This is a genomic window from Paenibacillus sp. FSL H7-0326 (assembly GCF_001955535.1).
Lineage (GTDB): Bacteria > Bacillota > Bacilli > Paenibacillales > Paenibacillaceae > Paenibacillus > Paenibacillus shunpengii.
The window spans coordinates 636,013-661,308 of sequence record NZ_MPVN01000002.1 but is presented as its reverse complement, the minus strand read 5'-3'; the positions used below and the strand labels follow the sequence as shown (position 1 = coordinate 661,308).

Annotated in this window: 23 protein-coding genes and 1 other annotated feature (1 of these 24 only partly in view); of the genes, 18 read left to right on the top strand and 5 right to left on the bottom strand. The window is 46.3% G+C overall.

Annotated features, from left to right (window positions below; translation table 11 throughout):
• Positions 1-188 (top strand) — a binding site (T-box leader); it begins 89 nt to the left of the window's first position.
• Positions 189-249: 61 nt separating this feature from the next.
• A complete protein-coding gene (gene tyrS, locus BK126_RS13970; protein ID WP_076313178.1) occupies positions 250-1,500 on the top strand; it encodes a tyrosine--tRNA ligase in 1,251 nt (416 codons plus the stop codon).
• A 162-nt stretch (positions 1,501-1,662) separates the two neighbouring features.
• Here the strand turns inward: tyrS and rpsD are convergent, their stop codons facing one another.
• Positions 1,663-2,262 (bottom strand): 30S ribosomal protein S4, encoded by a 600-nt coding sequence (rpsD, locus tag BK126_RS13965; protein ID WP_076313177.1) that lies wholly within the window; start codon positions 2,260-2,262, stop codon positions 1,663-1,665.
• Between the two features lie 449 nt (positions 2,263-2,711).
• Here rpsD and BK126_RS13960 point away from each other — a divergent pair, with 449 nt between their 5' ends.
• From BK126_RS13960 to BK126_RS13935, 6 genes are all read left to right on the top strand, one after another.
• Positions 2,712-2,927 (top strand): hypothetical protein, encoded by a 216-nt coding sequence (locus BK126_RS13960; RefSeq protein WP_076313176.1) that lies wholly within the window; start codon positions 2,712-2,714, stop codon positions 2,925-2,927.
• Positions 2,909-4,732 (top strand): sensor domain-containing diguanylate cyclase, encoded by a 1,824-nt coding sequence (locus BK126_RS13955; protein ID WP_076313175.1) that lies wholly within the window; start codon positions 2,909-2,911, stop codon positions 4,730-4,732. Before BK126_RS13960 ends, BK126_RS13955 begins: the two co-directional genes overlap by 19 nt.
• Positions 4,733-4,932: 200 nt before the next feature.
• Positions 4,933-5,691, top strand: coding sequence for a hypothetical protein (locus BK126_RS13950; RefSeq protein WP_076313174.1), 759 nt, complete (start codon positions 4,933-4,935; stop codon positions 5,689-5,691).
• 124 nt (positions 5,692-5,815) lie between these two features.
• Positions 5,816-6,931 (top strand): aminopeptidase, encoded by a 1,116-nt coding sequence (locus BK126_RS13945; RefSeq protein ID WP_076313173.1) that lies wholly within the window; start codon positions 5,816-5,818, stop codon positions 6,929-6,931.
• 100 nt (positions 6,932-7,031) lie between these two features.
• Positions 7,032-7,277: an HPr family phosphocarrier protein gene (locus BK126_RS13940; protein WP_047910936.1), complete on the top strand. Its 246-nt coding sequence runs from the start codon at positions 7,032-7,034 to the stop codon at positions 7,275-7,277.
• A gap of 141 nt (positions 7,278-7,418) precedes the next feature.
• Positions 7,419-7,715 carry an Fpa/YlaN family protein gene (locus BK126_RS13935; RefSeq protein WP_047910937.1) on the top strand — a complete coding sequence of 99 codons (297 nt, stop codon included), beginning with the start codon at positions 7,419-7,421 and terminating at the stop codon, positions 7,713-7,715.
• A 75-nt stretch (positions 7,716-7,790) separates the two neighbouring features.
• Here BK126_RS13935 and cax read toward each other — a convergent pair whose 3' ends face one another.
• Positions 7,791-8,852, bottom strand: coding sequence for a calcium/proton exchanger (gene cax / locus BK126_RS13930; protein WP_076313172.1), 1,062 nt, complete (start codon positions 8,850-8,852; stop codon positions 7,791-7,793).
• Between the two features lie 163 nt (positions 8,853-9,015).
• Here cax and BK126_RS13925 point away from each other — a divergent pair, with 163 nt between their 5' ends.
• Entirely contained in the window at positions 9,016-9,378 is a 363-nt protein-coding gene (locus tag BK126_RS13925) for an Asp23/Gls24 family envelope stress response protein (protein ID WP_047910938.1), read from the top strand.
• Between the two features lie 118 nt (positions 9,379-9,496).
• Here the strand turns inward: BK126_RS13925 and ftsW are convergent, their stop codons facing one another.
• Both ftsW and BK126_RS13915 read right to left on the bottom strand, forming a co-directional pair.
• Entirely contained in the window at positions 9,497-10,768 is a 1,272-nt protein-coding gene (gene ftsW, locus BK126_RS13920) for a putative lipid II flippase FtsW (protein ID WP_076313535.1), read from the bottom strand.
• A gap of 13 nt (positions 10,769-10,781) precedes the next feature.
• Positions 10,782-11,129, bottom strand: a complete 348-nt coding sequence (locus BK126_RS13915; RefSeq protein WP_076313171.1) for a YugN family protein — start codon at positions 11,127-11,129, stop codon at positions 10,782-10,784.
• Between the two features lie 164 nt (positions 11,130-11,293).
• Between BK126_RS13915 and BK126_RS13910 the strand changes: the two genes are divergently transcribed.
• The 9 genes from BK126_RS13910 (at position 11,294) to BK126_RS13870 (ending at position 20,262) form a co-directional block, all read left to right on the top strand.
• On the top strand, positions 11,294-12,484 hold the full coding sequence (locus BK126_RS13910; protein ID WP_076313170.1) for a M20 metallopeptidase family protein: 1,191 nt from the start codon (positions 11,294-11,296) through the stop codon (positions 12,482-12,484).
• A 100-nt stretch (positions 12,485-12,584) separates the two neighbouring features.
• On the top strand, positions 12,585-13,019 hold the full coding sequence (locus tag BK126_RS13905; RefSeq protein WP_076313169.1) for a CBS domain-containing protein: 435 nt from the start codon (positions 12,585-12,587) through the stop codon (positions 13,017-13,019).
• Between the two features lie 89 nt (positions 13,020-13,108).
• A complete protein-coding gene (locus tag BK126_RS13900) occupies positions 13,109-14,794 on the top strand; it encodes a DNA repair helicase XPB (protein WP_076313168.1) in 1,686 nt (561 codons plus the stop codon).
• Position 14,795: 1 nt separating this feature from the next.
• Positions 14,796-16,703: a helicase-associated domain-containing protein gene (locus BK126_RS13895; protein WP_076313167.1), complete on the top strand. Its 1,908-nt coding sequence runs from the start codon at positions 14,796-14,798 to the stop codon at positions 16,701-16,703.
• Positions 16,704-16,823: 120 nt separating this feature from the next.
• A complete protein-coding gene (locus BK126_RS13890) occupies positions 16,824-17,264 on the top strand; it encodes a YlbF/YmcA family competence regulator (RefSeq protein WP_076313166.1) in 441 nt (146 codons plus the stop codon).
• Between the two features lie 87 nt (positions 17,265-17,351).
• Positions 17,352-17,618 carry a YlbG family protein gene (locus BK126_RS13885; RefSeq protein ID WP_047910945.1) on the top strand — a complete coding sequence of 89 codons (267 nt, stop codon included), beginning with the start codon at positions 17,352-17,354 and terminating at the stop codon, positions 17,616-17,618.
• A 258-nt stretch (positions 17,619-17,876) separates the two neighbouring features.
• Positions 17,877-18,314 carry a hypothetical protein gene (locus BK126_RS13880; protein WP_047910946.1) on the top strand — a complete coding sequence of 146 codons (438 nt, stop codon included), beginning with the start codon at positions 17,877-17,879 and terminating at the stop codon, positions 18,312-18,314.
• Positions 18,315-18,451: 137 nt separating this feature from the next.
• Positions 18,452-19,366: a selenium metabolism-associated LysR family transcriptional regulator gene (locus BK126_RS13875; RefSeq protein ID WP_076313165.1), complete on the top strand. Its 915-nt coding sequence runs from the start codon at positions 18,452-18,454 to the stop codon at positions 19,364-19,366.
• A 41-nt stretch (positions 19,367-19,407) separates the two neighbouring features.
• Positions 19,408-20,262: a PHP domain-containing protein gene (locus BK126_RS13870; protein WP_076313164.1), complete on the top strand. Its 855-nt coding sequence runs from the start codon at positions 19,408-19,410 to the stop codon at positions 20,260-20,262.
• Between the two features lie 160 nt (positions 20,263-20,422).
• Here the strand turns inward: BK126_RS13870 and BK126_RS13865 are convergent, their stop codons facing one another.
• Entirely contained in the window at positions 20,423-22,168 is a 1,746-nt protein-coding gene (locus BK126_RS13865; protein WP_076313163.1) for an Rqc2 family fibronectin-binding protein, read from the bottom strand.
• A 264-nt stretch (positions 22,169-22,432) separates the two neighbouring features.
• Here BK126_RS13865 and BK126_RS13860 point away from each other — a divergent pair, with 264 nt between their 5' ends.
• Positions 22,433-25,222 carry a calcium-translocating P-type ATPase, SERCA-type gene (locus BK126_RS13860; RefSeq protein WP_076313534.1) on the top strand — a complete coding sequence of 930 codons (2,790 nt, stop codon included), beginning with the start codon at positions 22,433-22,435 and terminating at the stop codon, positions 25,220-25,222.
• Positions 25,223-25,296: the final 74 nt, after the last annotated feature.

Here is a 25,296-nt window from a genome sequence, read left to right as displayed (position 1 = left end):
AATTACCGTCCGGAGCTGTCCAGATGAACAGGAATAGCAGGTTGAAATTACCATGAGCTATTGCAGGATTAGTCTGGTACCGGGTTGAAATCCCGTTATGTCAATGAAGTGAAAGTGCCTATCTTTTTATTTGTAGAGCAGGCACTTTAATTAGGGTGGTAACGCGAGAGCTCCTTCTCGTCCCTTGGGATGAGAAGGAGCTTTTTGTGTCCAAATAGGATCGAACATACTATAGGGGGTACGTTTAGGATGAAATGGGAAGAACTCAGCAAGACTCAGCAGGAGGAAGTGAGCCGTCAGCTGGATGTGATATCAAGAGGAGTATCCGAAATTGTTCCGGAAGAGGATTTGAAGCAGAAGATCATGAAATCGGTAGTCAGCGGAGTACCGTTACAAGTGAAGCTTGGAATGGATCCGTCCGCGCCTGATTTGCATATTGGCCATACTGTAGTTATGCACAAGCTGCGTCAATTCCAGGATCTGGGACATGAAGTGCAGCTGATCATCGGGGACTTTACGGGCAGAATTGGCGACCCGACAGGGAAATCCGAGACACGGAAGCAATTGAGTGAGGAAGACGTTATACGCAACGCAGAGACATACAAGAAGCAGCTGTTCAAAATTCTGGATCCGAACAAAACAAAAGTATACAACAACTCCGATTGGCTTGCGCCGATGAACTTCTCTGAAGTTGTTAATCTGGCTGCCAAGGTAACGGTTGCCCGGATGATGGAGCGTGACGATTTCACGAAACGTTTCCAGAGCGGTCAGCCAATCAGCATTCATGAATTTTTCTACCCGCTTATGCAAGGTACGGATTCTGTCGTTCTAAAGAGTGATATTGAGCTTGGCGGTACGGATCAGAAGTTCAATCTCCTGATGGGACGTACTTTGCAAAAAGAAAATGGAGACGAAGCGCAGGCGACCATCATGCTTCCGCTTCTAGAAGGTCTGGACGGGGTTCAGAAGATGAGTAAGAGCCTTGGCAACTACATTGGTATCGACGAGGAGCCGAACGAAATTTACGGCAAATCGATGTCTGTTCCCGATGAGCTTATGCTGAAATACTACACGCTGGCTACCGATCTGAGTACAGAGGAACTGAAGGCGTTGGAGCAAGGTGTTGAAGACGGCAGTGTTCATCCGCGCGACGCAAAGATGAAGCTTGCTTACACCTTTGTCCGCATGTACCACGGGGAGGAAGCAGCTGAGGCAGCTCAGCAGCACTTTGTGACTGTATTCCAGCAGCGTGCACTGCCGGACGATATTGCAGAAGTCGTGATTCCTGCCGAATCGCTCGAGAATGGAACTATACGTCTGATCAGCCTGCTTACGACGCTCGGATTCGCTGCTTCTAACGGTGAAGCGAAACGAAGCATTCAGCAGGGCGCAGTCAAAATTAATGAAGAAAAGTGGGGCGATCCGAACAGTGAGTACACCCCGCAGGATGGCGATATCGTACAGGTCGGTAAACGTAAGTTTGCCAAAATCAAACTGTAAAGTATTATGAGCTTCGTTATAAGCTTTAGATAGTAAAAGAGTGCCTTTAGGTCATATGAGGTCAGTTCCTATGACTTGACAGGCACTCTTTTTTTATGTTTACAGGCAACTAAAAAATCCCCCGAAAGCAAGCTTTCGAGGGATGTGTTCTCCAGTTAAATATTAACGGTTGTAGAACTCGACGATTTGCTTCTCATCGATATCTTGAGAAAGCTCAGCGCGTTCTGGAAGACGGATGTACTTGCCTTCAAGAGCTGCTTCGTTGTACTCAAGGTAAGATGGAAGATGTGTACGGTTTTCCAAAGCTTCTTTAATAGAGGAAAGACCGCGGCTTCTTTCACGAAGACCGATTACATCGCCAATGCTTACTGCGTAAGAAGCGATATCTACTTTTTTACCGTTAACAGTCACATGACCGTGAGCTACCAGCTGACGTGCACCTGCACGAGAGTTGGAGAAACCAAGACGGTAAACGAGGTTATCAAGACGGCTTTCCAGCAGGAACATGAAGTTCTCACCGGCAATACCTTGCATTTTTTGTGCTTTTGCAAACAAAGTACGGAATTGCTTTTCACCCAAGCCGTACATATGACGCAATTTTTGCTTTTCTTGAAGCTGCATACCGTAGTTGCTGATTTTTCTGCGTTGGTTAGGACCATGTTGACCCGGAGGGAAGTTGCGTTTCAATTCTTTACCAGTTCCGCTCAGGGAAATGCCGAGACGGCGACTCAATTTAAATTTAGGACCAGTGTAACGTGCCATTGTTATAGTAACTCCTTTTATAATAAATTTCATATGATGGGGCTCTATTTGCGCCGCTAATTGTATCGCAAGCCTTATAAGGCAATACATTTCTAATCCAGAAAGTTCAGCCGCTGTCCGGATAGCTACAATAAGCTGTGAGGGTGACACAACGTTACGCCCAAATTTAAAGACCATATCGGTCTTATTCAACAATATATATTATATTAAATGTACGAGCGAAGTCAAGAAGATGTGGTCATGAAGCTATAAAAAGAGAACATCCATAATTTGTCTGAAATTGTCGATAGGACTTATTACCTAAAAAAATAGGACAAATTTCTCTTAAACTCCGTGCAAATTGCAATGAAAGAGGGTAAAATAGATTTGTATCTTAATTTTAAGCATTCGAGTACATTAATACAAAGATGACTATCTAGTCTTGGTTTGTGCAAAGGAGTGCCGCTTTTATGACAGAACACCTTCATAAATCTGCTTACAAGATGGAAGATCTCTTGCTGGAGGGACCTAAGCCGGAGAAATATAATCGAAACTCTAGTGATAGCTCCAACGATCTCCATATAGAGCAACATTGGCTGGAATTTTTGGACGTCAACGTATTTGATACAGAGCACATCGAACGTATCCTTAAGGATGCTTTTGAGGAATGCGAATTCAAATGCTGACGATCCCTTCCTTTAATGAAGCCATTTTTTCTATATGGAGCGGAAGTGGTACATGTCTTGCTGTCCAAGGTGAAGGATTCTCTTCTGTAAAGAAAGCGGCTCAGCAGAAGATTCAACAAATCCTAGCAGAGCGAATGGGGCATTCCGTGGCTTCGGAGGCGATCATCGAGCATAACTTGTCAGAAGCGGAAGATTACAGTTTGTTTACTCTTCCTCTGTATTCCCGGAGCGAGCAGAAACAATTAGGTTTTTTATGTATTGCGGTCATGCAGGAACGGGTGACAGAGGGATTTGCAGACTTGCTCTTATCCTCCAAGTATCACTATCAATCTTGTTTTTACCGGCGGTTTGAACATCTATTTCTAGCGGATATGCTTCATATCCACAAGCTGTCTGATAATGAGAACCGGCGCAGATCCATCCTCCTTCAAATCGTCCAGCGAATGCAGGAGAAGATGGATGTGAGCGCAGTGCTGGAAGAGGTGTTCGACAGTGTTGCTTTTCTTTTTCCTGCGGTAAATCTCACGCTCTATATGTCACAGGACGGCGGCATGGATGACCCGAGAGTTAAGCCGTTATATCTGCATGGAGATAACAGCTCTGTATGTGTTCGTGCCTTTACGGAGGAACGGATTATTACCCAGCCTTCCACACGGCATCAATATGAGATCGGTATTCCTTTCAGAGGCAAACAAGGGACTTATGGTGTGTTTCATATCGAAGGCAATCAGGAATGGATTGAAGATGTAGATCTGAAGCTGATTACCATGATGGCGGACACAGCGGGGACTGCGTATGAGAATGCCAAGCTGCATGAACAATCCGGTACACTCATTCAAGAACTGCGGATGATAGATGAGCTGACCAAACGTCTGAACCGGAGTCTGCAGCTCACGGATATATATGAGTATGCAGTTCAGCAGCTGATTCGCATATTCAAGGCTCAATCCTGCTGTATTCTCAAGCTGAACCCGGAAGACCAACGCTTCCATGTAATGTTCTCCAATGTTGCTGCACTCCGGAACGAGACTTTTTCCTTATCGGGAATCAGCGGGCAAGTATACAAGAGCGGAGAACCTTTTATATTGTTTAATTATGAGAACTACAATGGTCCAAGCTCCTTCTTCATGGAGACAACAGGCTCTATGTCGATGATGGCGGTTCCTTTGAGAATCAGCGGACAGGTAGAAGGCACAGTGCTTGTAGCACATCAGAAGAAGCAATATTTCTCTTATAACAACTTCCGATTTCTGGATATGCTTGCCGTTCATATTGGACTGGCTGTTACGAATGCAACACTGCACGCTGAAGTGAAGCGGCTGGCGACCGTTGATGCACTGACTGGACTGTACGTCAGACATTATGTAGACCGTATGATTGAGGAACGACAGAGCACAGATTTTTGCGGCTCCCTTATCATCATTGATATTGATCAATTCAAACAAGTTAACGACAGCTACGGTCATCAGGTGGGAGATGCCGTTCTCAAGCAAGTAGGGAATATTATTCGAGAGTCGGCTGGACCCAATGATCTCTGTGCGCGATGGGGAGGAGAAGAGATTGCGATATATTTGCCTCAGGTAAGCAGTGAGCAGGCCAAAATGATCGCAGAAACGATCCGGCAGCGGGTTCCTGAATCGACGACTCCTTCCATCACGGTATCGATAGGTATCGGGGAATGGTGCTGGCTTGATGATCAGGTAAGCCTGGAATCTCTTTTTTATCGTGCGGACATGGCGCTCTATGCGGCCAAAAATGGCGGCAGAAATCGGATTGTAGTCGAACATAAAATGATTGACCGATAACAAACATTCGCTGGGGTAGTATTACGGCGGATGTTTTTTTATTTGGCTGTACTGGATATAAGCACTGTTCAACGGGAAACCTAACAACCGACGATACTATATAGCCTGAAGGGCAGTGACTTATTATGCGAAGATTGAGATTACGCACTATTCTAATATCGATTGTGACTTTATCGCTATTCAGCATGAGCGGATGCGGGATGTTCAACAATTCACTTGATCCTGAAGAGACATTTCATCGAGCTCTTTCGGGACTAGCTGGTAAGGAGGAAATGACCTTTGAAGGCCATGCAGGACTTAGAACTTCAGCGCAGGGCGAGTTTAACCAGCATTTTGAATATAAAGGGACATTATCTAACCATAACAAGCTGGTCGTAACAAGTCAGGAATACAAGGGCCGTTTGGAGACGAGCAGCAGCAATAAGGCAGAGACAGACTCTCATCCTGTCAATATGGAGCGAAAGGCCGGGATGTGGAGAATGTCGGATCGTATGGAGGACAGCTCGTATGGGGGCTTGACCCGGCTGAACCCGGTAGAACAGCTGGAGAAGATCGGTAATATGAAAGGAAAGGCATTCAGCAATGAGTCAGGAGCCCCTCGGGGAACGCAAATGATTCGAATTGAGCTTGCTGAAGATGAAGCCAGTCAATGGATAGCCGATCAACTGAAGAAAGAAATGCAGATGCTTCATGATGAGCTGCCTGAGCTTGCAAACCAGGTAGACAGCAGCAAACGCCAGCAGTGCATGAAAGAGCTGGAAAGAATATGGAATGAGGAGAATGATGGACTTAACCAAAGAGTGAAGAATATAACCGTCAAATCGGTTTATCATCTTACCGTAAATAAGCAATCCAGCTTACCGATCAGACTCTCCTCGGAGAATGAAGTCACTGATAAGAATAATAAGAAAGAGAAAGAAATGCTCATTACAGATATTTATTTCAGTAAGTATCACTAAGCATCACTAAGCAAAGTATACAGTTGAAAACCAGGTTGGCTGAAGGGGCTGCCCCAAATAGATACCCCAAAACACAAAGGGGTGCTACAATAGAAATGAACCAACTTGAAGGAGGAGCAAGACAATGAAAGATCCTAGAATTCAGAAGCTGGCGCAAAATTTGGTGAACTATTCAGTGAACGTACAGCCAGGCGAAAATGTATTAGTAGAAATGATCGGTTCTGAGCGAGATCTCATCAACGCGATTATTGAAGAGGTCGGTAAAGCAGGCGGAAATGCTTTCGTTCAGCTTACAGATAAGACTGTTCAACGTGCAATGCTCAAGAATGCTACCGAAGAGATGCTGAAGACCTGGGCAGAGATTGATTTGAAGCGTATGGAGCTGATGGATTGTTACATAGGGATCCGAGCCGGCGAGAATGCGAACGACCTGTCTGATGTACCTGAGGACAAAATGAAAATGTATAACTCACTCTACTCGCATCCCGTACATAGTGAAGAGCGTGTTAAACGTACCAAATGGGTCGTCCTGCGCTATCCGAACGCAAGTATGGCTCAGCTGGCCAATACGAGCACAGAAGCTTTTGAAGACTTTTATTTTGATGTATGCAACCTGGATTATGCCAAAATGGATAAAGCTCAAGATCCGCTGGCAGATCTTATGCGCAAGACGGACAAGGTTCGGATTACCGGTCCGGGAACAGACCTTACTTTCTCAATCAAATCTATTGGTGCAGAAAAATGTGCAGGGGAGAAAAACATCCCTGACGGCGAAGTTTACAGTGCTCCAGTGCGTGATTCTGTAAATGGGACGATCAGCTACAACACACCGACTCTATATAATGGCATTACTTTTGAGAACATCAAATTCCCATTTGAAAATGGGAAGATTGTGGAAGCAACGAGCAATGACACGAAGCGTCTGAATGAAATCCTAGATTCGGATGAAGGAGCACGTTATATTGGGGAGTTTGCGATCGGCTTCAATCCGCATATTTTGCATCCAATGAAAGATATTTTGTTTGATGAAAAAATTGCAGGAAGTCTTCATTTTACACCAGGTCAGGCATATGATGTTACAGACAACGGAAATACGTCATCCATCCATTGGGACCTTGTTCTGATTCAGCGTCCTGAGTATGGCGGTGGTGAAATCTACTTTGATGATGTTCTTATTCGCAAGGACGGATTGTTTGTCATTCCAGAACTGGAAGGTTTGAATCCGGAAAATCTCGTTTAATGGATGTAATGGAAAAATCAGTTGCTAAGAAAGCGGATTCAAGGTATCATAAAGCTGGTTATATTACATTAGAGATCTGATATTAGACGGAGGGATTCCTATGTCGAGTAACAATGCAGCGGTTGTAGAAATTGCTCAAACTGCGAGTAAGTTCACTTCTTCTATCGTACTTCACTCAGACAGCAAGTACATTGATGTAAAAAGCATTCTTGGATTATTTACTACGTTAGTAGGCAATAAAACGTATGAACTTCATGTTCATGGACCGGATGCCGATGAAGCGAAACGTGAAATCTCTGAAGTCTTTGCTAAGCATGGTTTGACGGTGGTAATAGCAGCCGAATAACAGCTTATGCAGCGATTGAAAGCACCTTTACCTTGATGGTAAAGGTGCTTTTTTTAGCAGGTTCTTGTCTTGAGCGTGGTTTTCGTCTAATATTAATGATATATTGTCGTACAAGATTCTGGACATAGGGGGGAAGAGTGCATGACTTCATCAAATCTGCAAGAACAACTGAATTCCAAAGCGATGAGTCTTCTTGAAGAAGATGCAGATAAAATAAAAAAGCTTATTCAAGTACAGATGGAGAACCTGGCAACACGTTACTGCCCTCTCTATGAGGAAGTATTAGATACTCAAGTATTTGGTTTCTCCAAAGAAGTTGATTTTGCTGTTCGTGCAGGACTTCTTCCAGCGGAAACAGGCAAGCAGCTGGTGAATAACCTTGAACGTAATTTAGCCGTTCTCTATGAAGCGCTGAATAATAAAGGGAATCTGGAGTAAGCGCAAGGTCATTTATAGAAGCATGCATGGAGAGATGCATGCTTTTTTCGTATGTTTTTTGACTGACTGAAGCGCTCAGATAAGAAAAAAGGAGACGCCGAGAATACAATATACCGCCATGAGAAGCAGTCCCTCATACCAGTTCGTGGAACCGTCCTGCGTGATGGATTTGGATATGAACACGGCAACTGCAATGGCAGCAAGTTCAATAGTGGTGAAAACGATATCCATTGTATTACCGGAGAAGAAGCTCACAAATACGAGAATGGGAGCAACGAACAAGGCGATCTGCAGGCTGCTGCCAACGGCAATTTCTACAGCTGCGCCTATTTTGTTCTTCATGGCAAGCAGGACAGCAGCACTATGCTCGGCGGCATTTCCGATAATGGCGACAAGAAAGGCTCCTACGAATACTTCACTGAAACCGAATTGAGTCGTAAGCGACTCCAGCGTTCCGACAAGCCATTCACTGACAAAGGCAACCATTACGGTAGCAGCAATAAGATAGATAATCGAACCTTTCTTGGACCATTTGGGCTTTTCACCATGATCGAGCTCAGCACCGTCCGAGTAATCCGTCAGAAGGTCCTTATGAGTGATCATGGAGAACAGAATCCAGGCCAGATAGGACACAATCAGGATGCCGGCCACGAGCAAGCTTAAAGTTTTCGTCTGATTTTCTGTAATTGTATGGGTGTTAAGAAAGACGGCAGGGACGAATAAGGCGATAACGGCAACGGTCATGAGAGAGCCGTTCATCCCGGCGAGCGATTCATTAAAGCTCTGTGTTTTGTATTTCAACCCCCCAAGGAATATGCTGAGTCCAAGCACGAGCAGAAGATTCCCGATGATAGAGCCGGTCAAGCTTGCTTTTACCATATCATATAGACCTTCCCGCACGAGGAAAATCGCAATGATGAGCTCTGCAGCATTTCCGAATGTTGCATTGAGAAATCCGCCAAGCCGCTCCCCTGCATAGTGCGCCACGCTTTCGGTTGCTTTTCCTAAAAAAGCAGCTACGAAGATGACGGCAATCGAAGATAGGATAAACTGTATAAGCGGATCAAGGTGCAGAAAATGTGCTGCAGCGCTTAAACAGAAGGTAAGGATGAGCAGGATTGAAGTCAATTTGTTCATAAAGATCGCCCCCTGATAGAACAGAAACATACTTGTTATAATATCCCCTCATTCAACTAAAATATGAGCAGGCTTTGCTATGTAAGTGATGAGATATATAGATTTGCTTTTTAGGGGTGAAAGGCTTTAAAATATGGGTAATGAAGCCAAAGGAGGATTCGGCATGGCAGAGCAGCTCGAAATCGAAACAGGCAACATTCGTATATCTAATGATGTTGTAGCTAAAATTGCTGGTCTTGCGGCACTCGAAACTCCGGGAATTGCAGCAATGTCCGGAGGGTTGTCCGAAGGCTGGGCCAAGCGCCTCAGCGGTAAGAATGTACAGAAGGGCGTAACCGTGGAGGTTGGATCCACAGAGGCGGCAATTGATCTAAGAATTATCGTCTTGTATGAAACACCAATTCACGAGGTGTCCCGGATGCTTCAACAGAATGTACGTGTAGCCGTAGAGAGTATGACAGGACTGCGGGTAGTTGAAGTGAATGTGAAAGTTGAAGGCGTGTCATTCAAGGGAGATGAGCAGTAAGTCTGTTACAGGTAATGAAACGGCAGATTACTGGTCTTGTGCAATGGAATCGGATAATGACAAAAAAAGGACGGTTTGGTCAAATGACCAAACTGTCCTTTTGTCGTTATTACAACACTTATTTCGAAGTTGTTCTCTTCTGGGTTTTGCGATTAACGAGAGCAGGCGAGGTGCGCTGCTCCTCTGTTATGGTGCGAACAGACTTGACTCTTTCCTGGGGCTGATCAAGACTATTCTCTCGGGAGATACTGAGCATAATACCAATGCTGGCCATCGTAATCAGCAGAGACGTACCTCCATAACTGATAAATGGAAGGGTGACTCCAGTTACAGGGATAGTCTGTGTTACGCCGCCGATATTAATAAAAGCCTGGATTGCGATCAGTCCCATGATGCCGACGCCCACTAGAGTACCGAAGGAGTCCTTACAGCGCAGTGCAATAATGAAGCCGCGCCAGATAAAATAAATATAAACCCCAAGGAACAGGATTGTTCCCACTAGACCTAATTCCTCACCGATAACGGCAAAAATGAAATCGTTAAAAGCGTTAGGTAAATAGTGCAGCTTAATCACGCCTTGCCCAATGCCAGCACCGAACAGCCCGCCTTGTCCAATTGCGGTTAAGGAATGCAGCAGGTTATAGGATGAATTGGTAGGGTCAGATAACGGATTGAGAAATGACGTGAACCGGGCAAGCTGGTAACCGCCGAAATTACCGGATGCATTGCCTGTCATTAAGTCGATGATATATTTTGCTCCGATGACAATGCCTGCTCCGACAACTAAGAGTCCAATTGAACCCATAATATGCTTCATACTGGCGCCGCCTGCATAGATAATAAGGCCGCAGGTAGCGACTAGAATGAAGGTTGTACCAAAGTCAGGCTGCAGCATGATCAGTCCGGCGACAAAGCCGACAATAATCATGACTGGAATATAGCCGGTTCGTAAATCACGGAACCGTTCGCCCTTCTTGGTAATCAGCGCGGATAAATACAGAATGAGAGAAATCTTGGCAATTTCAGAAGGCTGAAGATTAATTGGCCCTAGAGAGAACCAGCTCTTCGCGTTGTTAATTTCCGCACCTACAACTAACACAGCTAACAGTAATATGACAGTTAGGAGAAACAATGGTATATATAATTGCTTGTACTTTGCAAAAGGAATGTTCATGGCAACAAACATGCCAATAACTCCGAGGATCGCAAAGACCACTTGTCGCTTGGTGAAATAAAGAGCATCATTGTTGTAATCTTCTGAGACGAGGGCTATGCTTGCGCTCGAGCTGTAAACCATGATCAATCCAAAGCCTACTAATAACAAGGTGAGGATGAGTAACTGAAAATCAGGCATACCTCTTCGCACACGCCTTGTTTCTTTTGTCTTCATAGGCTGTTCCTGATTACGCTTCAAGCAATTCCTTGAGCTGCTTAATCTTCTCGTTAGCAAGGCTCATCACTGGAGCAGGAATTTCACTTTCGTACTCCAGTCCGTGAGGAAAAGTTGCTCTTCCGATATATACAGCTTCTACAGATAAAATAGTGTCAGGTTTCTCTAGCTTGCCCTCGATTACACGCGTATTGATTCGTAAGAAATATTCATTTTTTGATTTGCTGTCTTCGATTTTGTAGTCGTATGTAGCGCGGTAGTATTCCCATTGCCAACGAACAAAGCCGGCCTTTTCCGCGCTTTCATCTAAGTATGCAAGATCGCTTCTGAGACCGTCCAAGCCCGTGTTCTCAAATATCATAGAAGATGAACCCTCCTTATACAATGCTCCTTTGTGTTCACAAATATCATGATAGTATGTTTCCTCAGCATGTGCAAGCTTTCCATAACCTGCCATTTCATATCGTTTAAGCATAATTTCTGATACAATGATAGGAAAACATTAGAAGGGGTGGAGGGCGTTTTATGAGAGAGCGCAGTTTAGATGAGTGGCTTGACCAAATGATTGTGTGGAGACGTTATCTTCACCAGAATCCAGAGCTTTCCTTTCATGAAGTGAATACATCCAGGTTTATTGCCGAGCAGCTTGAATCCTTTGGTCTGAAGGTTATAAAAAATGTAGGTGGACATGGTGTGATCGGCATCCTGCAAACGAGCGTACCTGGGCCTGTCGTTATGCTTCGAGCAGATATGGATGCACTCCCTATTCAGGATGAGAAGGAGACCGCTTATAAGTCTCAAGTGGACGGAGCAATGCATGCCTGCGGACATGATGGACATATGGCAACCCTGCTGGGTACTGCGGCATATATGAGCGAACATATAGAGGATTTCATTGGTGAGGTGCGGTTTCTGTTCCAGCCTGCCGAGGAGCTTCTTCCTGGAGGAGCAGCAAAAGTGATAGCAGACGGGGCATTAGCGGATGTCGATGTTATTTACGGTATTCATTTATGGACACCCATTCCGCTCGGCACATATGCCAGCACTCCTGGGGCGATGATGGCCGCTGCGGACGACTTTTATATAGAACTAACAGGTAAAGGCGGACATGGGGGGATGCCACATAACAGTATTGACAGCATTGTAGCCGGGGCTTCACTTGTGCTCCAGATGCAAAGTGTTGTCAGCCGTTCGGTGGATCCGCTTCAGCCTGCTGTACTAACAATAGGGACAATTAGAGGCGGTTCTGCACAAAATGTAATTGCAGAGAACTTTACGATCAGCGGTACGGTTCGCACATTTGATGCCGAGACGCGTTCTATAATGAAAGATCGTGTTCATCAGCTTACGAAGCAGGTGTCTTCTGCATATGGAGCCACCTACAACATCAATTATGTGATGGGATACCCGCCTGTCGTTAATGATGACAAGGAAGCGGCCCGTTTTTTTGATACAGCGACGAAGGCATTTGGTGCAGAGCGAGTGCGTGTAACGCCAAAACTGATGCCGGCTGAGGATTTTGCTTATTATTTGCAGGAGGTTCCAGGCTGCTTCATGTTTGTGGGTGCAGGCAGCGATAATACCGGAGCGATCTATCCGCATCATCATCCCAAGTTTGATTTTGACGAGCAGGCGATGCTCGATGCCATGCAATTATTCATACAAATGACAAAAAGCTATGCTGAGGAGTATATTACATCAACCGTGCATGCATAATGTTTAATAAGTTGAATCCATTTCATAATATCTTTAGCTAGTTCGGGTTAACCTAATGATGAAATGTAAGGCTTAAATTTCATGATTAGGAGGTCTTCGGATGACAAAAAAAATGGTCTCTGAAGTGATGTCTACCGGTGTAGCGACGGTTTCAGCAGATAAACATATCTATGATATAGCCGTGATGATGAAGGATCAGGATACAGGCTTTATTCCGATTGTAGAAACGGAGAACAGCTCTAAGCTGGTGGGTGTCGTAACAGACCGCGATCTTGTGCTCAGAGGGTATGCGGGCAAGCATTCAGGTTCAACCGGTGTTGAAGAGGTCATGACGAAGAAGGTTCATACCGTGACGAAGGATACCACAGCAGATGAAGCAGCTGAGCTGATGGCTAAATACCAGATTCGCAGAATTCCCGTCATCGAAGGGGATCAGCTGATAGGTATCGTCTCTTTGGGTGATTTGGCGGTCACTCATCTGCTTGCTGATAATGCCGGGGAGGCATTGACGCAAATTTCGGAGCATTTACATTGATCCAGCATCCACTTGCATGAAATGTGCCAGAAAAGTTCATTTTCGCCCATGCGAAATTGGACTTTTCTTTCTTTGGAAGGAGAAGAAATATGAACGCAGACAAAGCGTGTATTGTACAGCGGGATTTTACGATATTACTTGAAACAGGCCATCCAAGCTATGAGACCGCTAGAGAACAAATTGCACCCTATGCGGAATTGGTGAAGAGTCCTCCTGCTTTTCATACATATAAAATGACCCCACTCACCCTGTGGAGTGCAGCTGCAATGGGGTACAGTGCTGACGATATTATAGAGAGCCTTGTGATGGTGTCCAGGTGGAATGTTCCTGCGTCACTGATTCAGGATGTTCGCGGAATTGTAGAAAAGTATGGGAAGTTAAAGCTTCAATCGGATGATGAGACTGGAGAATGCATTCTTGTAAGCGAAGAGGCCAAATGGATTGACCAAATTCAGTCACATAAGGCGCTATCCTCGTATTCTTTTGAGCGATTAACCGATACGAAGCTTCTAATACCTGCGAAGGATCGCGGGCTAATTAAACAGCAGCTCATTCGTATCGGATATCCTGTTATGGACCAGGCGGGGTATAAGCATGGAAGTCCACTTGCCTTCTCGTGGAAATCAATAGAGCAGGGCAAGGGGACCCAGGAATTTCAACTTCGGGACTATCAGATGGAAGCGGCAAACGCCTTTGAAGGATCAGACGGACTTGGTGGAAGTGGTGTACTCGTACTCCCTTGTGGCGCGGGCAAGACGATTATTGGAATCGCTGTGATGGAACGATTGCAATGTGAGGTGCTCATTCTGACCTCCAACACGACCTCTGTTAGGCAGTGGATCAGGGAGATTAATGAGAAGACGACAATTCCGGAAGCCTCTGTAGGCGAATACTCCGGGCAGACGAAGGAAGTAAGACCCGTTACTGTGGCCACCTATCAAATTATGACTCATCGCAAAAACCAAAATGATGAATTTACACATATGAAATTGTTCGGAGAGCGCAGCTGGGGGCTCATCATATATGATGAGGTGCATTTGCTTCCTGCCCCTGTATTTCGGGCTACAGCTGACATCCAGGCTACGAGAAGACTTGGTCTCACGGCCACTTTGGTCCGGGAGGACGGCTGTGAGCAGGATGTATTTTCACTTATCGGTCCAAAGCGTTATGACATGCCCTGGAAAGAGCTGGAGCTGCAAGGCTGGATTGCTGAGGTGGACTGCAGAGAGATTCGTGTACCTATGGAGGAGGAGCTGAAGCAAAAATACTTGTATGCCGAACCAAGGCAGAAATTTAGACTGGCCTCTGAGAATCCTGCTAAGCTCCCAGTAGTGAAGCGATTGCTTGACAGTCATCCGGATCTGCCGGCACTCATTATTGGTCAATACGTAGGCCAGCTGAAGCTGCTTGCTGAAGAATTACAGGTGCCGATTATAACAGGTGCAACCTCTCAGCAGGAAAGAAACCGCCTGTTTGCCGATTTTCGCAAGAAAAAGATTACTACGCTGATTGTCTCAAAGGTCGCTAACTTTGCTGTCGATCTGCCTGATGCTGCGCTTGCGATTGAGGTATCGGGAAGCTATGGCTCAAGACAGGAAGAAGCACAGCGTCTTGGGAGAATTTTGCGTCCCAAGGAAGGGGCTAATAAAGCTTATTTCTATACCTTGGTATCCAAGGATTCAAGAGAACAGGATTTTGCGTTAAAGAGACAAATGTTTCTTATTGAGCAGGGGTATGAATATCATGTAGCCGCTGAGAAGGAGGCCACGCTATAAAATGGCTAACCCAGAACAAATGGCATTCGAGAAAAGTATGGAGCAATTAAATCAGCAAGAGAGGCTGCTGTATTTCACAGCCTTTCGGCTGTTCGGCAGCTCGGCGCTGCAGCTTGACTCCCTTCAGGAGGAGCTGTCGGGTCAGCTTAGTGGGCTGGAGCTGGATCTTGCGGTTCTTCGGTTAAGAGGTCTTCAACTGTTGAAGACGGTAAAGAAAACGTGGGGAGAACAAATCTATTATATTCCTTCCGCGCATTTAGTATGGCTGACAGAACGAATCATACTGCCTAAGCTGCCTCTGTCAGGTGATCATGATTCCATGGTGGAGCATGTCCTTCTTGAAGCGAAATCAGATATTACAGGGGAAGTTCTTCATATCCTGTCTTATATTGCGATTCATGGCATGCCTCTGACTGCCAAAGGAACGATACATAAAAAGACGCTGGGAAGGCTGGGGGAAATGACCGTTCTCCAGTCTTCCGATTTCGAAGGGCTTGCTCTATCTTACGCACATCCGGATGTTTATCCGGTGCATATTGCAGTCATCATGGATCTGCTGTTTAGTCTGGGTCTGGTACGCAAAGAGGAAGGACAGATCACGATTGATGAGGATGTATTAAACAGCTGGCTGGACCTGTCAAATGAGCAGATGAGGCAGAACATTTATCATATTGCGGTAGAGAGGTATGGATCACCGATACCGGGGGCCCGGCATTTTCGCAGTCTGCTGACCTGCTGTGGAAGAAGAGATGCTGGACTGTCATGGCTCAGTCTGGACATGCTCTGCACATGCTTAGTGGATAATGGATTTGCAAGGCAGATGACAACTACCGAGCTTGCTGATGCTGCCACAGGCTGGGTACGTCTCCTGGCTGCCTTTGGCTATGGAGAATTAGGCTCCTCTACGGACGGGACTTATTATTTTCGATTTGAGGAGCCTGTTGATGATGATGCGGATCGGGCCGAGGATCGAGATGAGGTTCGATCTGAGGATCGTTATTCAGGGATCTTCGTGCAGCCTGACTTTGAAATCATGGTGCCGCAGAGCGCTTCCAAACGTCTGACATGGATATTGGAGGGCTGTGCAGAGCTGAAGGCTAGGGATCGAATGACGATATACAAGTTGACCAAGGAGCGGCTTCATCTTGCGGCTGAGCATGGACTCGAGCCGGATACGGTAATGGAGTGGCTTGAGCAATACAGCGAGACCGGCGTACCCGATCAAGTCCGGTTAACACTGGAGCAATGGGGAGCTGAGCTCGGGAAGACGACTTTCGAAGCGGTTATTCTGCTAAGATGCGCCAATCTGAAGGATGCGGATGCGATTGAGGCTCATCCGTCTTATTCGGTATGGCGCTCAGATGTAGAGCGAATTGGCCCGAACCATTTCATTGTAAACAAGGACAAGCTGAATGAAATACAGAAACAACTGACTGCGATGGGCCTCTCTCCTGCAAAGGGCATTAAAGGTCTTAGTCCTGATACCCGGGTCTATCCGCTGACGAAGGAGCAGGCGGAGCTCGCTGTGAGGTTCTGTGCAGAAACAGGAAGACAAGGCTTCGTATATACCGGAAACAATCTGCACTATTACGAAAAGGTAGAAGATACACCCGACATTTCTAATCTGATGCCTGATTTCAGATCGATACCGAAGTCCTGGTATGAGGAATGGCGGGAATATCATCCTTCAACAGCTAAACAAATGGTTCAGCAGGCTATTTCCTGGCGGATTCGGCTCGGCATCGAATGTGCAGGAATACGTAGAGAATTTATCCCGGAGTCGATTGGCAGAGGCGAGCCTTGGTCAGTAAACGGCTATTTTGCACCGGATAGAGTGATAAACGTAGTCGAGAAGAGTACACTTGTACCTTCAGAATGGACAAAAATGTCCCTTATTTTACCAAAATAAGTTAATTAGCCAGCAAGATAGAGACAAAAACTCTTCTTATGTATAGGCTGATATGTTATGATAGATATAGTCCTTTTCCGAAAAGAAATGGAACTTTGATATAGATCGGGATGAATTTTCATGAGCGTATCTGAGCTAAATACGGTTGATATGGCCCAAGTGCTGTCATACGCCTATGAACTAGGCGATATGATTAACCAATCTACGTTAGTAACAGATTATTTATATTGGAAAGAGCGGGTTCAGCAGAATCCGGAAATTCAAGTATGGGTCCGACGTCTTTCGGACAAAAAGGAGCTATTTGCGGAAACGGAGCGCTTTGGGCATTTCCACCCCAATTATCATAGTGCCAAAGACGAAGTTAAGGCTGTAGAGGATCAGCTTGAAACTTATGAAGAAGTTAGACGTTTTAAGGAAGCTGAGGCACAGTTAGACGATATGCTGCATCAGATGTCTGAGACGATCGCTTTTTCCGTTTCTAGTTCCATTAAAGTTCCTAGCAACGATCCTTCACCAAAAGGCGGCTGCGGCGGGGGCGGAAGCTGCGGTTGCGGCGGCTGATTTATTCTTCATGAATGCCGATGCCGGTACAAGGAGGATTTTGCAATAGACAGATATAGCAAAATCTGAAGAAGAGGTGAATTTCGTATGTTTGCACAGCGAACAGGATATATCATATGGGTCAGTGATCTAAAAGCTGCTCGCAATCTGGAAAAGTATGGCACAGTACATTATATCTCAAGAAGAATGCATTACGTCGTAATGTATGTGAACGCAGAGCGCGCAGAGGATACAATGAAGAATGTCAAAAGACTATCCTATGTTCGCAAGATTGAACGTTCATATCGAAATGAGATTAAAACGGAGTACAGTAAGGACATTCCGGACAAAACCAGCTTTTACGGCGGGATTTAACCTGGTGTAAATACATCGGGAAGGAATTTCATATACAATCCGGAGGAGCGGCCCATAGGCCGCTCTTTATTTTCATATTTTTGAATTAATCAAGCGATCAGATAGGGCTGCCGTCGGATGATTTTTTTGATTGACATACTAACAACTCAAATTTCTTATCACAAGAAGCAATTTTACCTTGAGCTATCGGGACTTATGTTGTAATATATTGGTTAAATATGTAGATAGAAAGACCTATCTTGTGGAGAGTGATATCCCATGCGAGACAAGTTGATGCAGCGCTGGAGCACTTACGAACCTTTTTATGTGGCTCTAGGTGATAAGAGAGTAGCTGATGTTGTCATTACGAACCATGCTAAGCTAAGATATGCGGACCGAGTAAGACAGGATAATAACGATATTGAGAACATCGCAGCATGGCTCTGGGAGTGCCTCAAGCAGAACAGGATTTCACCCTACTATCGGAATGAGCAAGATGTTTATCTCATTGATGGTGATCTAGTCGTGGTTGCTGAATTCTCTGAGTTGCCTGGTGAATATGATATTACAGGGAATCCGCTTCACAAAATGATCATTGTCACTTTCCTTGGACGGATGTCAGAGACGATTGAACTGCGTGACTTGAAGACTTACTATTCCTGGCTGCGGCATTCTAGACGAATGACGCTGGTGAAGAACAGCCGTAAGAGAAAGTAGTACGAAGCCTAGCTAGCTTTGTTTAACAGAATAGCTTCGTAGTGGAGTAATCGCTTTGATCGAAAAGTGTGCATATATGCACACTTTTTTTTGTGGATCGGTTACAATAAGAAAAGTTTAAGGGGGAGTAGATCAAGATGAACTTTCACCAGCTACACATTTTTTATACCGTTGCGGACAAAGGGAGCTTCTCTGCAGCAGCTCAGGCTTTACATATGACACAACCAGCAGTTACGATGCAGATTCAATCACTGGAGGATTACTTCGGCACGAAGCTGATTCATCGTTCAACGAAGAAGATCGAGTTATCGGAGGCTGGAGAAGCATTGCTCCCTTATGCCTTGCGCAGCATGGAGCTGTTTCGTGAAACGGATGAAGCGATGTCTTCCTTTACGGACAAGCTTCAGGGCAGGCTGCTGATTGGCGCCAGCCTGACAATTGGTGAATATGTCCTGCCTCGCCTGCTTGGCCCCTTCGGCAAGAAGCATCCTGATATATCCATTGTCATGAATGTGATGAACACGACTCAAATCATTGATGGAATTATGAAGCATCAGCTGAATTTTGGAATGATTGAGGCGCCGCTCTCGCACCCGGATTTAATCGTTCAGCCTGCAATGCGTGATGAGCTGAAACTGATCGTTCCAGGCAATCACCCGCTGACGTATAAGGAAGAGATCGGGCTGCATGATCTGCTTGAGTATCCATTTATTGTGCGTGAGAAGGGATCGGGAACAAGGCAAGTGATGGAGGATGCAATCCGTGAGCACGGGGTTGATCCATCAAAGCTGAACACGGTGATGGAGCTGGGCAGCACCGGAGCTATTAAATCCGCTGTCGAGGCCGGTGTAGGAATTACGATTATATCGCCTTCTTCAGTGAAGCATGAAGTGACACTCGGTCTCTTAAAGATACTGGAGCTGAAGGATATTGAGTTCAAACGGGAATTTTACGAGGTGTATTCTAAATCCTCCATGCTGCCTATTTCAGCGGTAACCTTCTTGAATTACTTGAAGAAGCATGCGCAGTCATTAGACGAAAGCGATGATTAAAATGACTCTGACGAGCGAATGACGAAAGGAGTAGTCTGAACATGTCTATGGAGCACGGAACAAATCGCTGTGATTTGCATACGCATACGCTGGCATCAGACGGCATGCAGTCTCCAACAGAAAATGTCCGGCTTGCATCAGCTAGAGGTCTTGCAGCAGTGGCGATTACGGATCACGATACCGTCTCCGGTGTAGAGGAAGCCATCAGAGCGGGAGAACAATACGGCATTCAGGTCGTTCCAGGTGTTGAGATCAGCACCCGGGCCGGAGGTAAGGATATTCACGTGCTTGGCTATTTTGTTGATATACACAACACTAAATTTCTAGAGCGGCTCGAATCACTCCGACGCACCCGGGAAGAGCGGAATACACGTATTCTGGAGAAGCTGCAGGAGCTTGGGCTGTCAGTGACGATGGATGACGTAATCCGTGTCATGAACAGACCTTTGGACAAGGATGAGACGATTGGACGTCCGCACATTGCCGATGCACTTGTTCACAAAGGTTATGTTAAGAACATGCGCGAAGCATTTGATCGGTATCTGGCTGAAGGGAAGCCGGGATTTGTCAGTGTTCCGCGTGTATCACCGGCTGAGGCGATGGAATGGATTAGAGAGGCTGGCGGTAAGCCTGTTCTGGCTCATCCTGGATTGTACGGGGATGATGAGCTAGTACAGGAAATTATTGAGCAGGGTAAGCCCGAGGGCATTGAGGTCTACCACTCCGATCATGGCCTGGAGGAAGAAGCGCGGTATAGGGCGATGGCCGAGAAATATAGTCTTGTCATGACAGGCGGATCCGATTTTCACGGGGAGAGACAGGGTGTCGTCTTCCACGGGGATCTGGGAAGCGTAACCGTGGCTGCAGAAGTTCTGGAAGAGTTAAACGGAAAGTAAGCTGCAGCGTAACGTGAAACTGAAGCATCAAATACCTGAAGCAGTCTGAAACATCCCTAATCTAAAAAACACCTTCAGTAGTGTCGCCATTCTCGTGAAATGGCTGCATTTTCTGAAGGTGTTTTGTCTATCTTTACGTCTTCAAATGATCTGCTCTAAGTCAGGATCCGTTCTTGATCGTGCTCGGCAGCTGTTTGATTCGCGCCTCATCCGGCGTAACAAATAATGTCTTCTGATTATCGTAAATAACAAAACCGGGCTTTGCACCGTTCGGTTTCTTCACGTGTCTGACCAGGGTGTAGTCTACGGGAACACTGCTCGATTCCTTGGCTTGGCTGTAATATGCAGCCAGCTGTGCAGCTTCTTCAAGCGTCTCTTCACCAAAAGAACTCGCCCGGATCACAACATGCGAGCCGGGAATATCCTTCGTATGCAGCCAGGTATCTCCTGAGCTTGCAAGACGGTTAGTTAAATATTCGTTTTGCAGATTGTTTTTGCCCACACAGATTTCAATGCCTTCTGATGATGTGAACACATGCAGGGTCGGCAAATGGTTTTTCTTCTTTTTCTTAGTGCCTTTTTTGCTGCGATCCCGTAAATATCCCTGAGACACCAGTTCCTCGCGAATTTCCTCGATATCGCTCATGGAGGCGATGGACAGCTGTTGAAGGAGATTGTCCATATAATCAATCTCTTCACGCGTCTTTTTCAGCTGATCCTCGATGATCTGCAGGCTGTTCTTATATTTGTTGTACTTCTTGAAGTAGCGCTGTGCGTTGTCTGAAGGTGTAAGAAGCGGATCCAGCGGGATTCGCACTTCCTTCTGCTCTTCATCATAAAAGTTGGGAAGAACAGCTTCCTTGTCCCCCTTCTGAATAGCATACAGCGATGCGAATAGAAGCTCACCGTAGATTCGATATTGATCTGCATCATCAGCTTCGGCAAGATCCTTCTGCAAGTGGTCCAGCTTCTTCACATTTTTGTTACGCTCGTTCTGCAAAAAGCGGAGCAGATCGCTCACCTTCTGTTTGACCGCGTCCCGCTCAGCCTTCTCGCCGTAATACGCCTCCATGCACTTGCTGATTGAAGAGAATGAGGTGAGCTCTTCGTTCAGATGTGTAAGAGGAATGGCTGAGAACACCATTTTTCCCTTCGTATTCTGACCGATCACAGGACTGAACTGGTTCGAAGATACAAGGCTCATCACTTCACTGAAGGCCTGTATCAACTTCGGCAGAGCCTCAGACTTCGGCTCTCCGCTAAGCTGGGCTCGATACACGATCTCCTCGGCTATGAGTGGACTTATACCACTGAAGGTATCGACAAGCCACTTGGCAGCTGTCCCTTCATAGGCTGTATAGGCTTCAAACTCGGCTGAGCCGGCTGTTAAAGGATGATGCTTGTTCTGCTGAGGCGGCTCGGTATAAGCAAATCCGGGCATGATCACTCGATAACTGCTAATCGCCGGAGTGACGTGATGGATGCCATCCATCATGGTGCCTGATGCAGGATCAAGCAAAATAATGTTGCTGTGCCGTCCCATCAGCTCAATAATGATCCGTTTTACAGATACATCCCCCAGCTCGTCTCGCTGCCTTACGTCGATGTGAATCATTCTTTCCATACCGACCTGACTGATCTTCTCAATAATACCGCTCTCACAGTGTTTGCGAAGCAGCATACAGAACATGGGGGCTTCCGTCGGATTAATGAAGGTTTGCTCTGTAAAATGAACCCGGGGATAGGTAGGGCTTGCTGACAGCAGCAGCTTGGCATTCTCCCGGCCTGCTCGAAGGCTGATTACGATATCATGTGTGTTAGGTTGATGTATTTTATTGATGCGTCCGCCAACGCAGGCTTGCAGTTCGTCTACAATAGCGCGGACGACGATTCCGTCTAGTGCCATAAGTTTAGTGTTCTCCCATCTTAAGCTTTGGTTCGTGGCCGTGAACGGTTAGATTCACTTCTTACTATCATGCCATAGTTTTGACAAAAACTTAAGAGCTCTTTAGATGTGATAATTCAGTCCTTGTCCGAATACAGTAATGTTAGAAGTTTGTCCGGCAAGATTGGCGCTGCTTATTGAAGGATATGAATCCTATTTTGATTCGGGCAAGTCATGACACTGGACAGGCACAGGACTAAAGACCGGGAGGGGAAACTGTACGTGATGGAGCATAAGAATTGGCATCAGATGAGTATAGAGGATCTTGGGGCCAGCCTGAATGTTGACCCGCAGATAGGTCTGACAGAAGCCGAAGCGGAAGAGAGGCAACAAAAATCAGGAGCTAACGAGCTGTCCGAAGGGAAAGGGATCTCACCGATCACCCTTTTCCTGAATCAATTCAAGGATTTTATGGTGCTTGTTCTGGTTGGTGCCACACTAGTATCCGGGCTGCTTGGCGAATATCTGGATGCTATCACCATTATCGCGATTATTCTGCTGAATGGAATCCTTGGGTTTGTACAGGAGTTTCGTGCCGAACGATCGCTCAGCGCGCTCAAGAAATTGTCTGCGCCGACTTCTAAGGTGCTGCGGAACGGTAAGGTAATGCAAATACCGGCCAAAAACTTGGTCCAGGGAGATATTGTCATGCTGGAGAGCGGGGATCGCGTTCCTGCCGATATTCGCTTTGTTGCAGCCAGCAACTGTGATGTTGAAGAATCTGCGCTCACGGGAGAATCTGTGCCGGTTAGCAAGCATAGCAGAATCATTCAGCAAGAGGAAATTCCGCTCGGTGATCAGAAGAATATCGGTTTCATGGGCACGATGGTGACCAGAGGAACAGCGAAGGGGATCGTAATTCGCACCGGTATGGATACCGAAATGGGCAAAATCGCTGATCTGATCCAGAATACCGAAGCGCAGGAGACACCTTTGCAGCGCAGACTTGAGCAGCTAGGCAAAATATTAATCGTCGTTGCCCTCGTACTTACCGTTCTGGTTGTTGTGGCAGGTATTCTGCATGGACAACCGGCAGTAGGGATGTTCCTGGCAGGTGTGAGCCTTGCTGTAGCCGCAATCCCTGAAGGTCTGCCTGCGATTGTAACGATTGCGCTTGCGCTTGGTGTACAGCGTATGATCAAACGGAAGGCCATTGTCCGCAAGCTTCCTTCGGTTGAAACACTGGGCTCGGCCTCGGTCATTTGCTCGGATAAGACGGGAACACTGACGCAGAACAAAATGACGGTAACGGATGTATGGCAGGGCGGACGTCATCTGAAGGTGTCCGGGGAAGGATACAGTCCTTCCGGAGAAATTACGTATCAAGACCAAATCGTGGACTTGAAGAGTGATCAATCTCTTCGCAGACTGTTCCAGATTAGTGCACTTTGCAACAATGCGCAGATCGAAGAGGTTCCGGCCGGAGATATGCGAAACGGCAAAAAGCTGCTGGAGGAGACGGAGTGGAGACTGAAGGGGGATCCAACAGAAGGAGCCCTGGTTACGCTTGCCTCCAAAGCCGGTGTATCACCGCAAAGCCTGTCTGGCTTATATGAGCGTGTGCAGGAGTTTCCATTCGACTCGGAGCGGAAGCTGATGTCCGTCATGATGAAGCATCAAGGCGGAAGACTGATCTTTACTAAAGGTGCGCCGGACGTATTAATCCAGGAATGCACCTACATCATGTGGGAAGGCAAGGTAGTGCCATTTACAGGGACGCTGAGACAGAGGGTTACGGCAGCGGGAGAGAGAATGGCAAGCTCGGCTTTGAGAGTGCTGGGCATGGCCTATCGTGAAGTGAAGCCGGAAGAACACGTTGATAGTGAACAGAAAGCAGAAAGTCAGCTGATCTTTGTGGGTCTAGCCGGGATGATTGATCCTCCACGCAAGGAGGTACGTGATGCGATTGCAACCTGCAGAAGAGCCGGAATCAAGACAGTCATGATTACGGGTGACCATTCCATGACAGCGGAGGCGATTGCACATCAGCTTGGCATATTGCCGCGGGATGGTAAGGTACTGACAGGTCAGCATCTTGCTTCATTAAGTGATGAGGAGCTGGACAATGAAGTCGAGCAGACCTATGTTTATGCAAGAGTATCTCCGGAGCATAAGCTAAGGATCGTAAAATCACTTCAGCGCAAAGGGCACGTGGTTGCGATGACAGGAGATGGTGTTAATGACGCGCCTGCGATCAAAGCCGCAGATATCGGGATTGCGATGGGGATCACAGGTACGGATGTAACCAAGGAAGCCTCTGCTCTCATACTAAGTGATGACAATTTCTCTACCATTGTTTCGGCTATTGAGGAAGGGCGAAATATATATGAGAACATAAGAAAATTTATTCGTTATTTGCTCGCTTCCAATGTCGGAGAGATATTGACGATGTTCTTCGCCATGATGGCAGGTCTACCACTGCCACTGTTGCCGATTCAGATTCTATGGGTCAATCTTGTGACCGACGGGCTGCCAGCAATGGCATTAGGAGTCGACCAGCCGGAGAAAGATCTAATGGAGCATAAACCGCGTTCTGCGAAAGAAAACATTTTTGCAAGAAGACTGGGCTGGAAGATTATTAGCCGTGGTGTGCTGATCGGATTATGTACGCTGGGGGCATTCTGGTTAACGTTACAGGCCGCACCCGATAGTGAAGGACAGCTTGTTAAAGCCCAGTCCGTAGCTTTTGCAACCCTTGTCATGGCACAGCTCATCCATGTATTTGACTGCCGAAGCTCAAGATCCATATTCCATCGGAACCCGCTGCAGAATAAATATTTGGTTCTTGCGGTTCTGTCATCTGTCATTCTGATGCTTATCGTAATGTACACGCCTCAACTGCAGCCGATCTTCAAAACTGTACCGCTTGATCTAAGAGAGTGGGCGCTTGTTATCGTTGCTGCCGGAATTCCTACATTCCTGCTTGGAATCGGCAGTGTATGGGGAGGACGCCGTAACCGTAGGAGATTGACTACCGGAGGCTACACACCAAAAAATACAAAGTTTTCAGCATAAAGTAGATTTCCTTCGCTCCTTGAGGTATGCTATCCTGAAAAAGTCAAATGCTTATCATATTTTAGCAGGATAGG

Bases quoted from the DNA above. Each gene is read 5' to 3' on its own strand.
- tyrS (WP_076313178.1), top strand. From the start codon at position 250: ATGAAATGGGAAGAACTCAGCAAGACTCAGCAGGAGGAAGTGAGCCGT.
- rpsD (WP_076313177.1), bottom strand. From the start codon at position 2,262: ATGGCACGTTACACTGGTCCTAAATTTAAATTGAGTCGCCGTCTCGGC.
- BK126_RS13960 (WP_076313176.1), top strand. From the start codon at position 2,712: ATGACAGAACACCTTCATAAATCTGCTTACAAGATGGAAGATCTCTTG.
- BK126_RS13955 (WP_076313175.1), top strand. From the start codon at position 2,909: ATGCGAATTCAAATGCTGACGATCCCTTCCTTTAATGAAGCCATTTTT.
- BK126_RS13950 (WP_076313174.1), top strand. From the start codon at position 4,933: ATGTTCAACAATTCACTTGATCCTGAAGAGACATTTCATCGAGCTCTT.
- BK126_RS13945 (WP_076313173.1), top strand. From the start codon at position 5,816: ATGAAAGATCCTAGAATTCAGAAGCTGGCGCAAAATTTGGTGAACTAT.
- BK126_RS13940 (WP_047910936.1), top strand. From the start codon at position 7,032: ATGTCGAGTAACAATGCAGCGGTTGTAGAAATTGCTCAAACTGCGAGT.
- BK126_RS13935 (WP_047910937.1), top strand. From the start codon at position 7,419: ATGACTTCATCAAATCTGCAAGAACAACTGAATTCCAAAGCGATGAGT.
- cax (WP_076313172.1), bottom strand. From the start codon at position 8,852: ATGAACAAATTGACTTCAATCCTGCTCATCCTTACCTTCTGTTTAAGC.
- BK126_RS13925 (WP_047910938.1), top strand. From the start codon at position 9,016: ATGGCAGAGCAGCTCGAAATCGAAACAGGCAACATTCGTATATCTAAT.
- ftsW (WP_076313535.1), bottom strand. From the start codon at position 10,768: ATGAAGACAAAAGAAACAAGGCGTGTGCGAAGAGGTATGCCTGATTTT.
- BK126_RS13915 (WP_076313171.1), bottom strand. From the start codon at position 11,129: ATGATATTTGAGAACACGGGCTTGGACGGTCTCAGAAGCGATCTTGCA.
- BK126_RS13910 (WP_076313170.1), top strand. From the start codon at position 11,294: ATGAGAGAGCGCAGTTTAGATGAGTGGCTTGACCAAATGATTGTGTGG.
- BK126_RS13905 (WP_076313169.1), top strand. From the start codon at position 12,585: ATGACAAAAAAAATGGTCTCTGAAGTGATGTCTACCGGTGTAGCGACG.
- BK126_RS13900 (WP_076313168.1), top strand. From the start codon at position 13,109: ATGAACGCAGACAAAGCGTGTATTGTACAGCGGGATTTTACGATATTA.
- BK126_RS13895 (WP_076313167.1), top strand. From the start codon at position 14,796: ATGGCTAACCCAGAACAAATGGCATTCGAGAAAAGTATGGAGCAATTA.
- BK126_RS13890 (WP_076313166.1), top strand. From the start codon at position 16,824: ATGAGCGTATCTGAGCTAAATACGGTTGATATGGCCCAAGTGCTGTCA.
- BK126_RS13885 (WP_047910945.1), top strand. From the start codon at position 17,352: ATGTTTGCACAGCGAACAGGATATATCATATGGGTCAGTGATCTAAAA.
- BK126_RS13880 (WP_047910946.1), top strand. From the start codon at position 17,877: ATGCGAGACAAGTTGATGCAGCGCTGGAGCACTTACGAACCTTTTTAT.
- BK126_RS13875 (WP_076313165.1), top strand. From the start codon at position 18,452: ATGAACTTTCACCAGCTACACATTTTTTATACCGTTGCGGACAAAGGG.
- BK126_RS13870 (WP_076313164.1), top strand. From the start codon at position 19,408: ATGTCTATGGAGCACGGAACAAATCGCTGTGATTTGCATACGCATACG.
- BK126_RS13865 (WP_076313163.1), bottom strand. From the start codon at position 22,168: ATGGCACTAGACGGAATCGTCGTCCGCGCTATTGTAGACGAACTGCAA.
- BK126_RS13860 (WP_076313534.1), top strand. From the start codon at position 22,433: ATGGAGCATAAGAATTGGCATCAGATGAGTATAGAGGATCTTGGGGCC.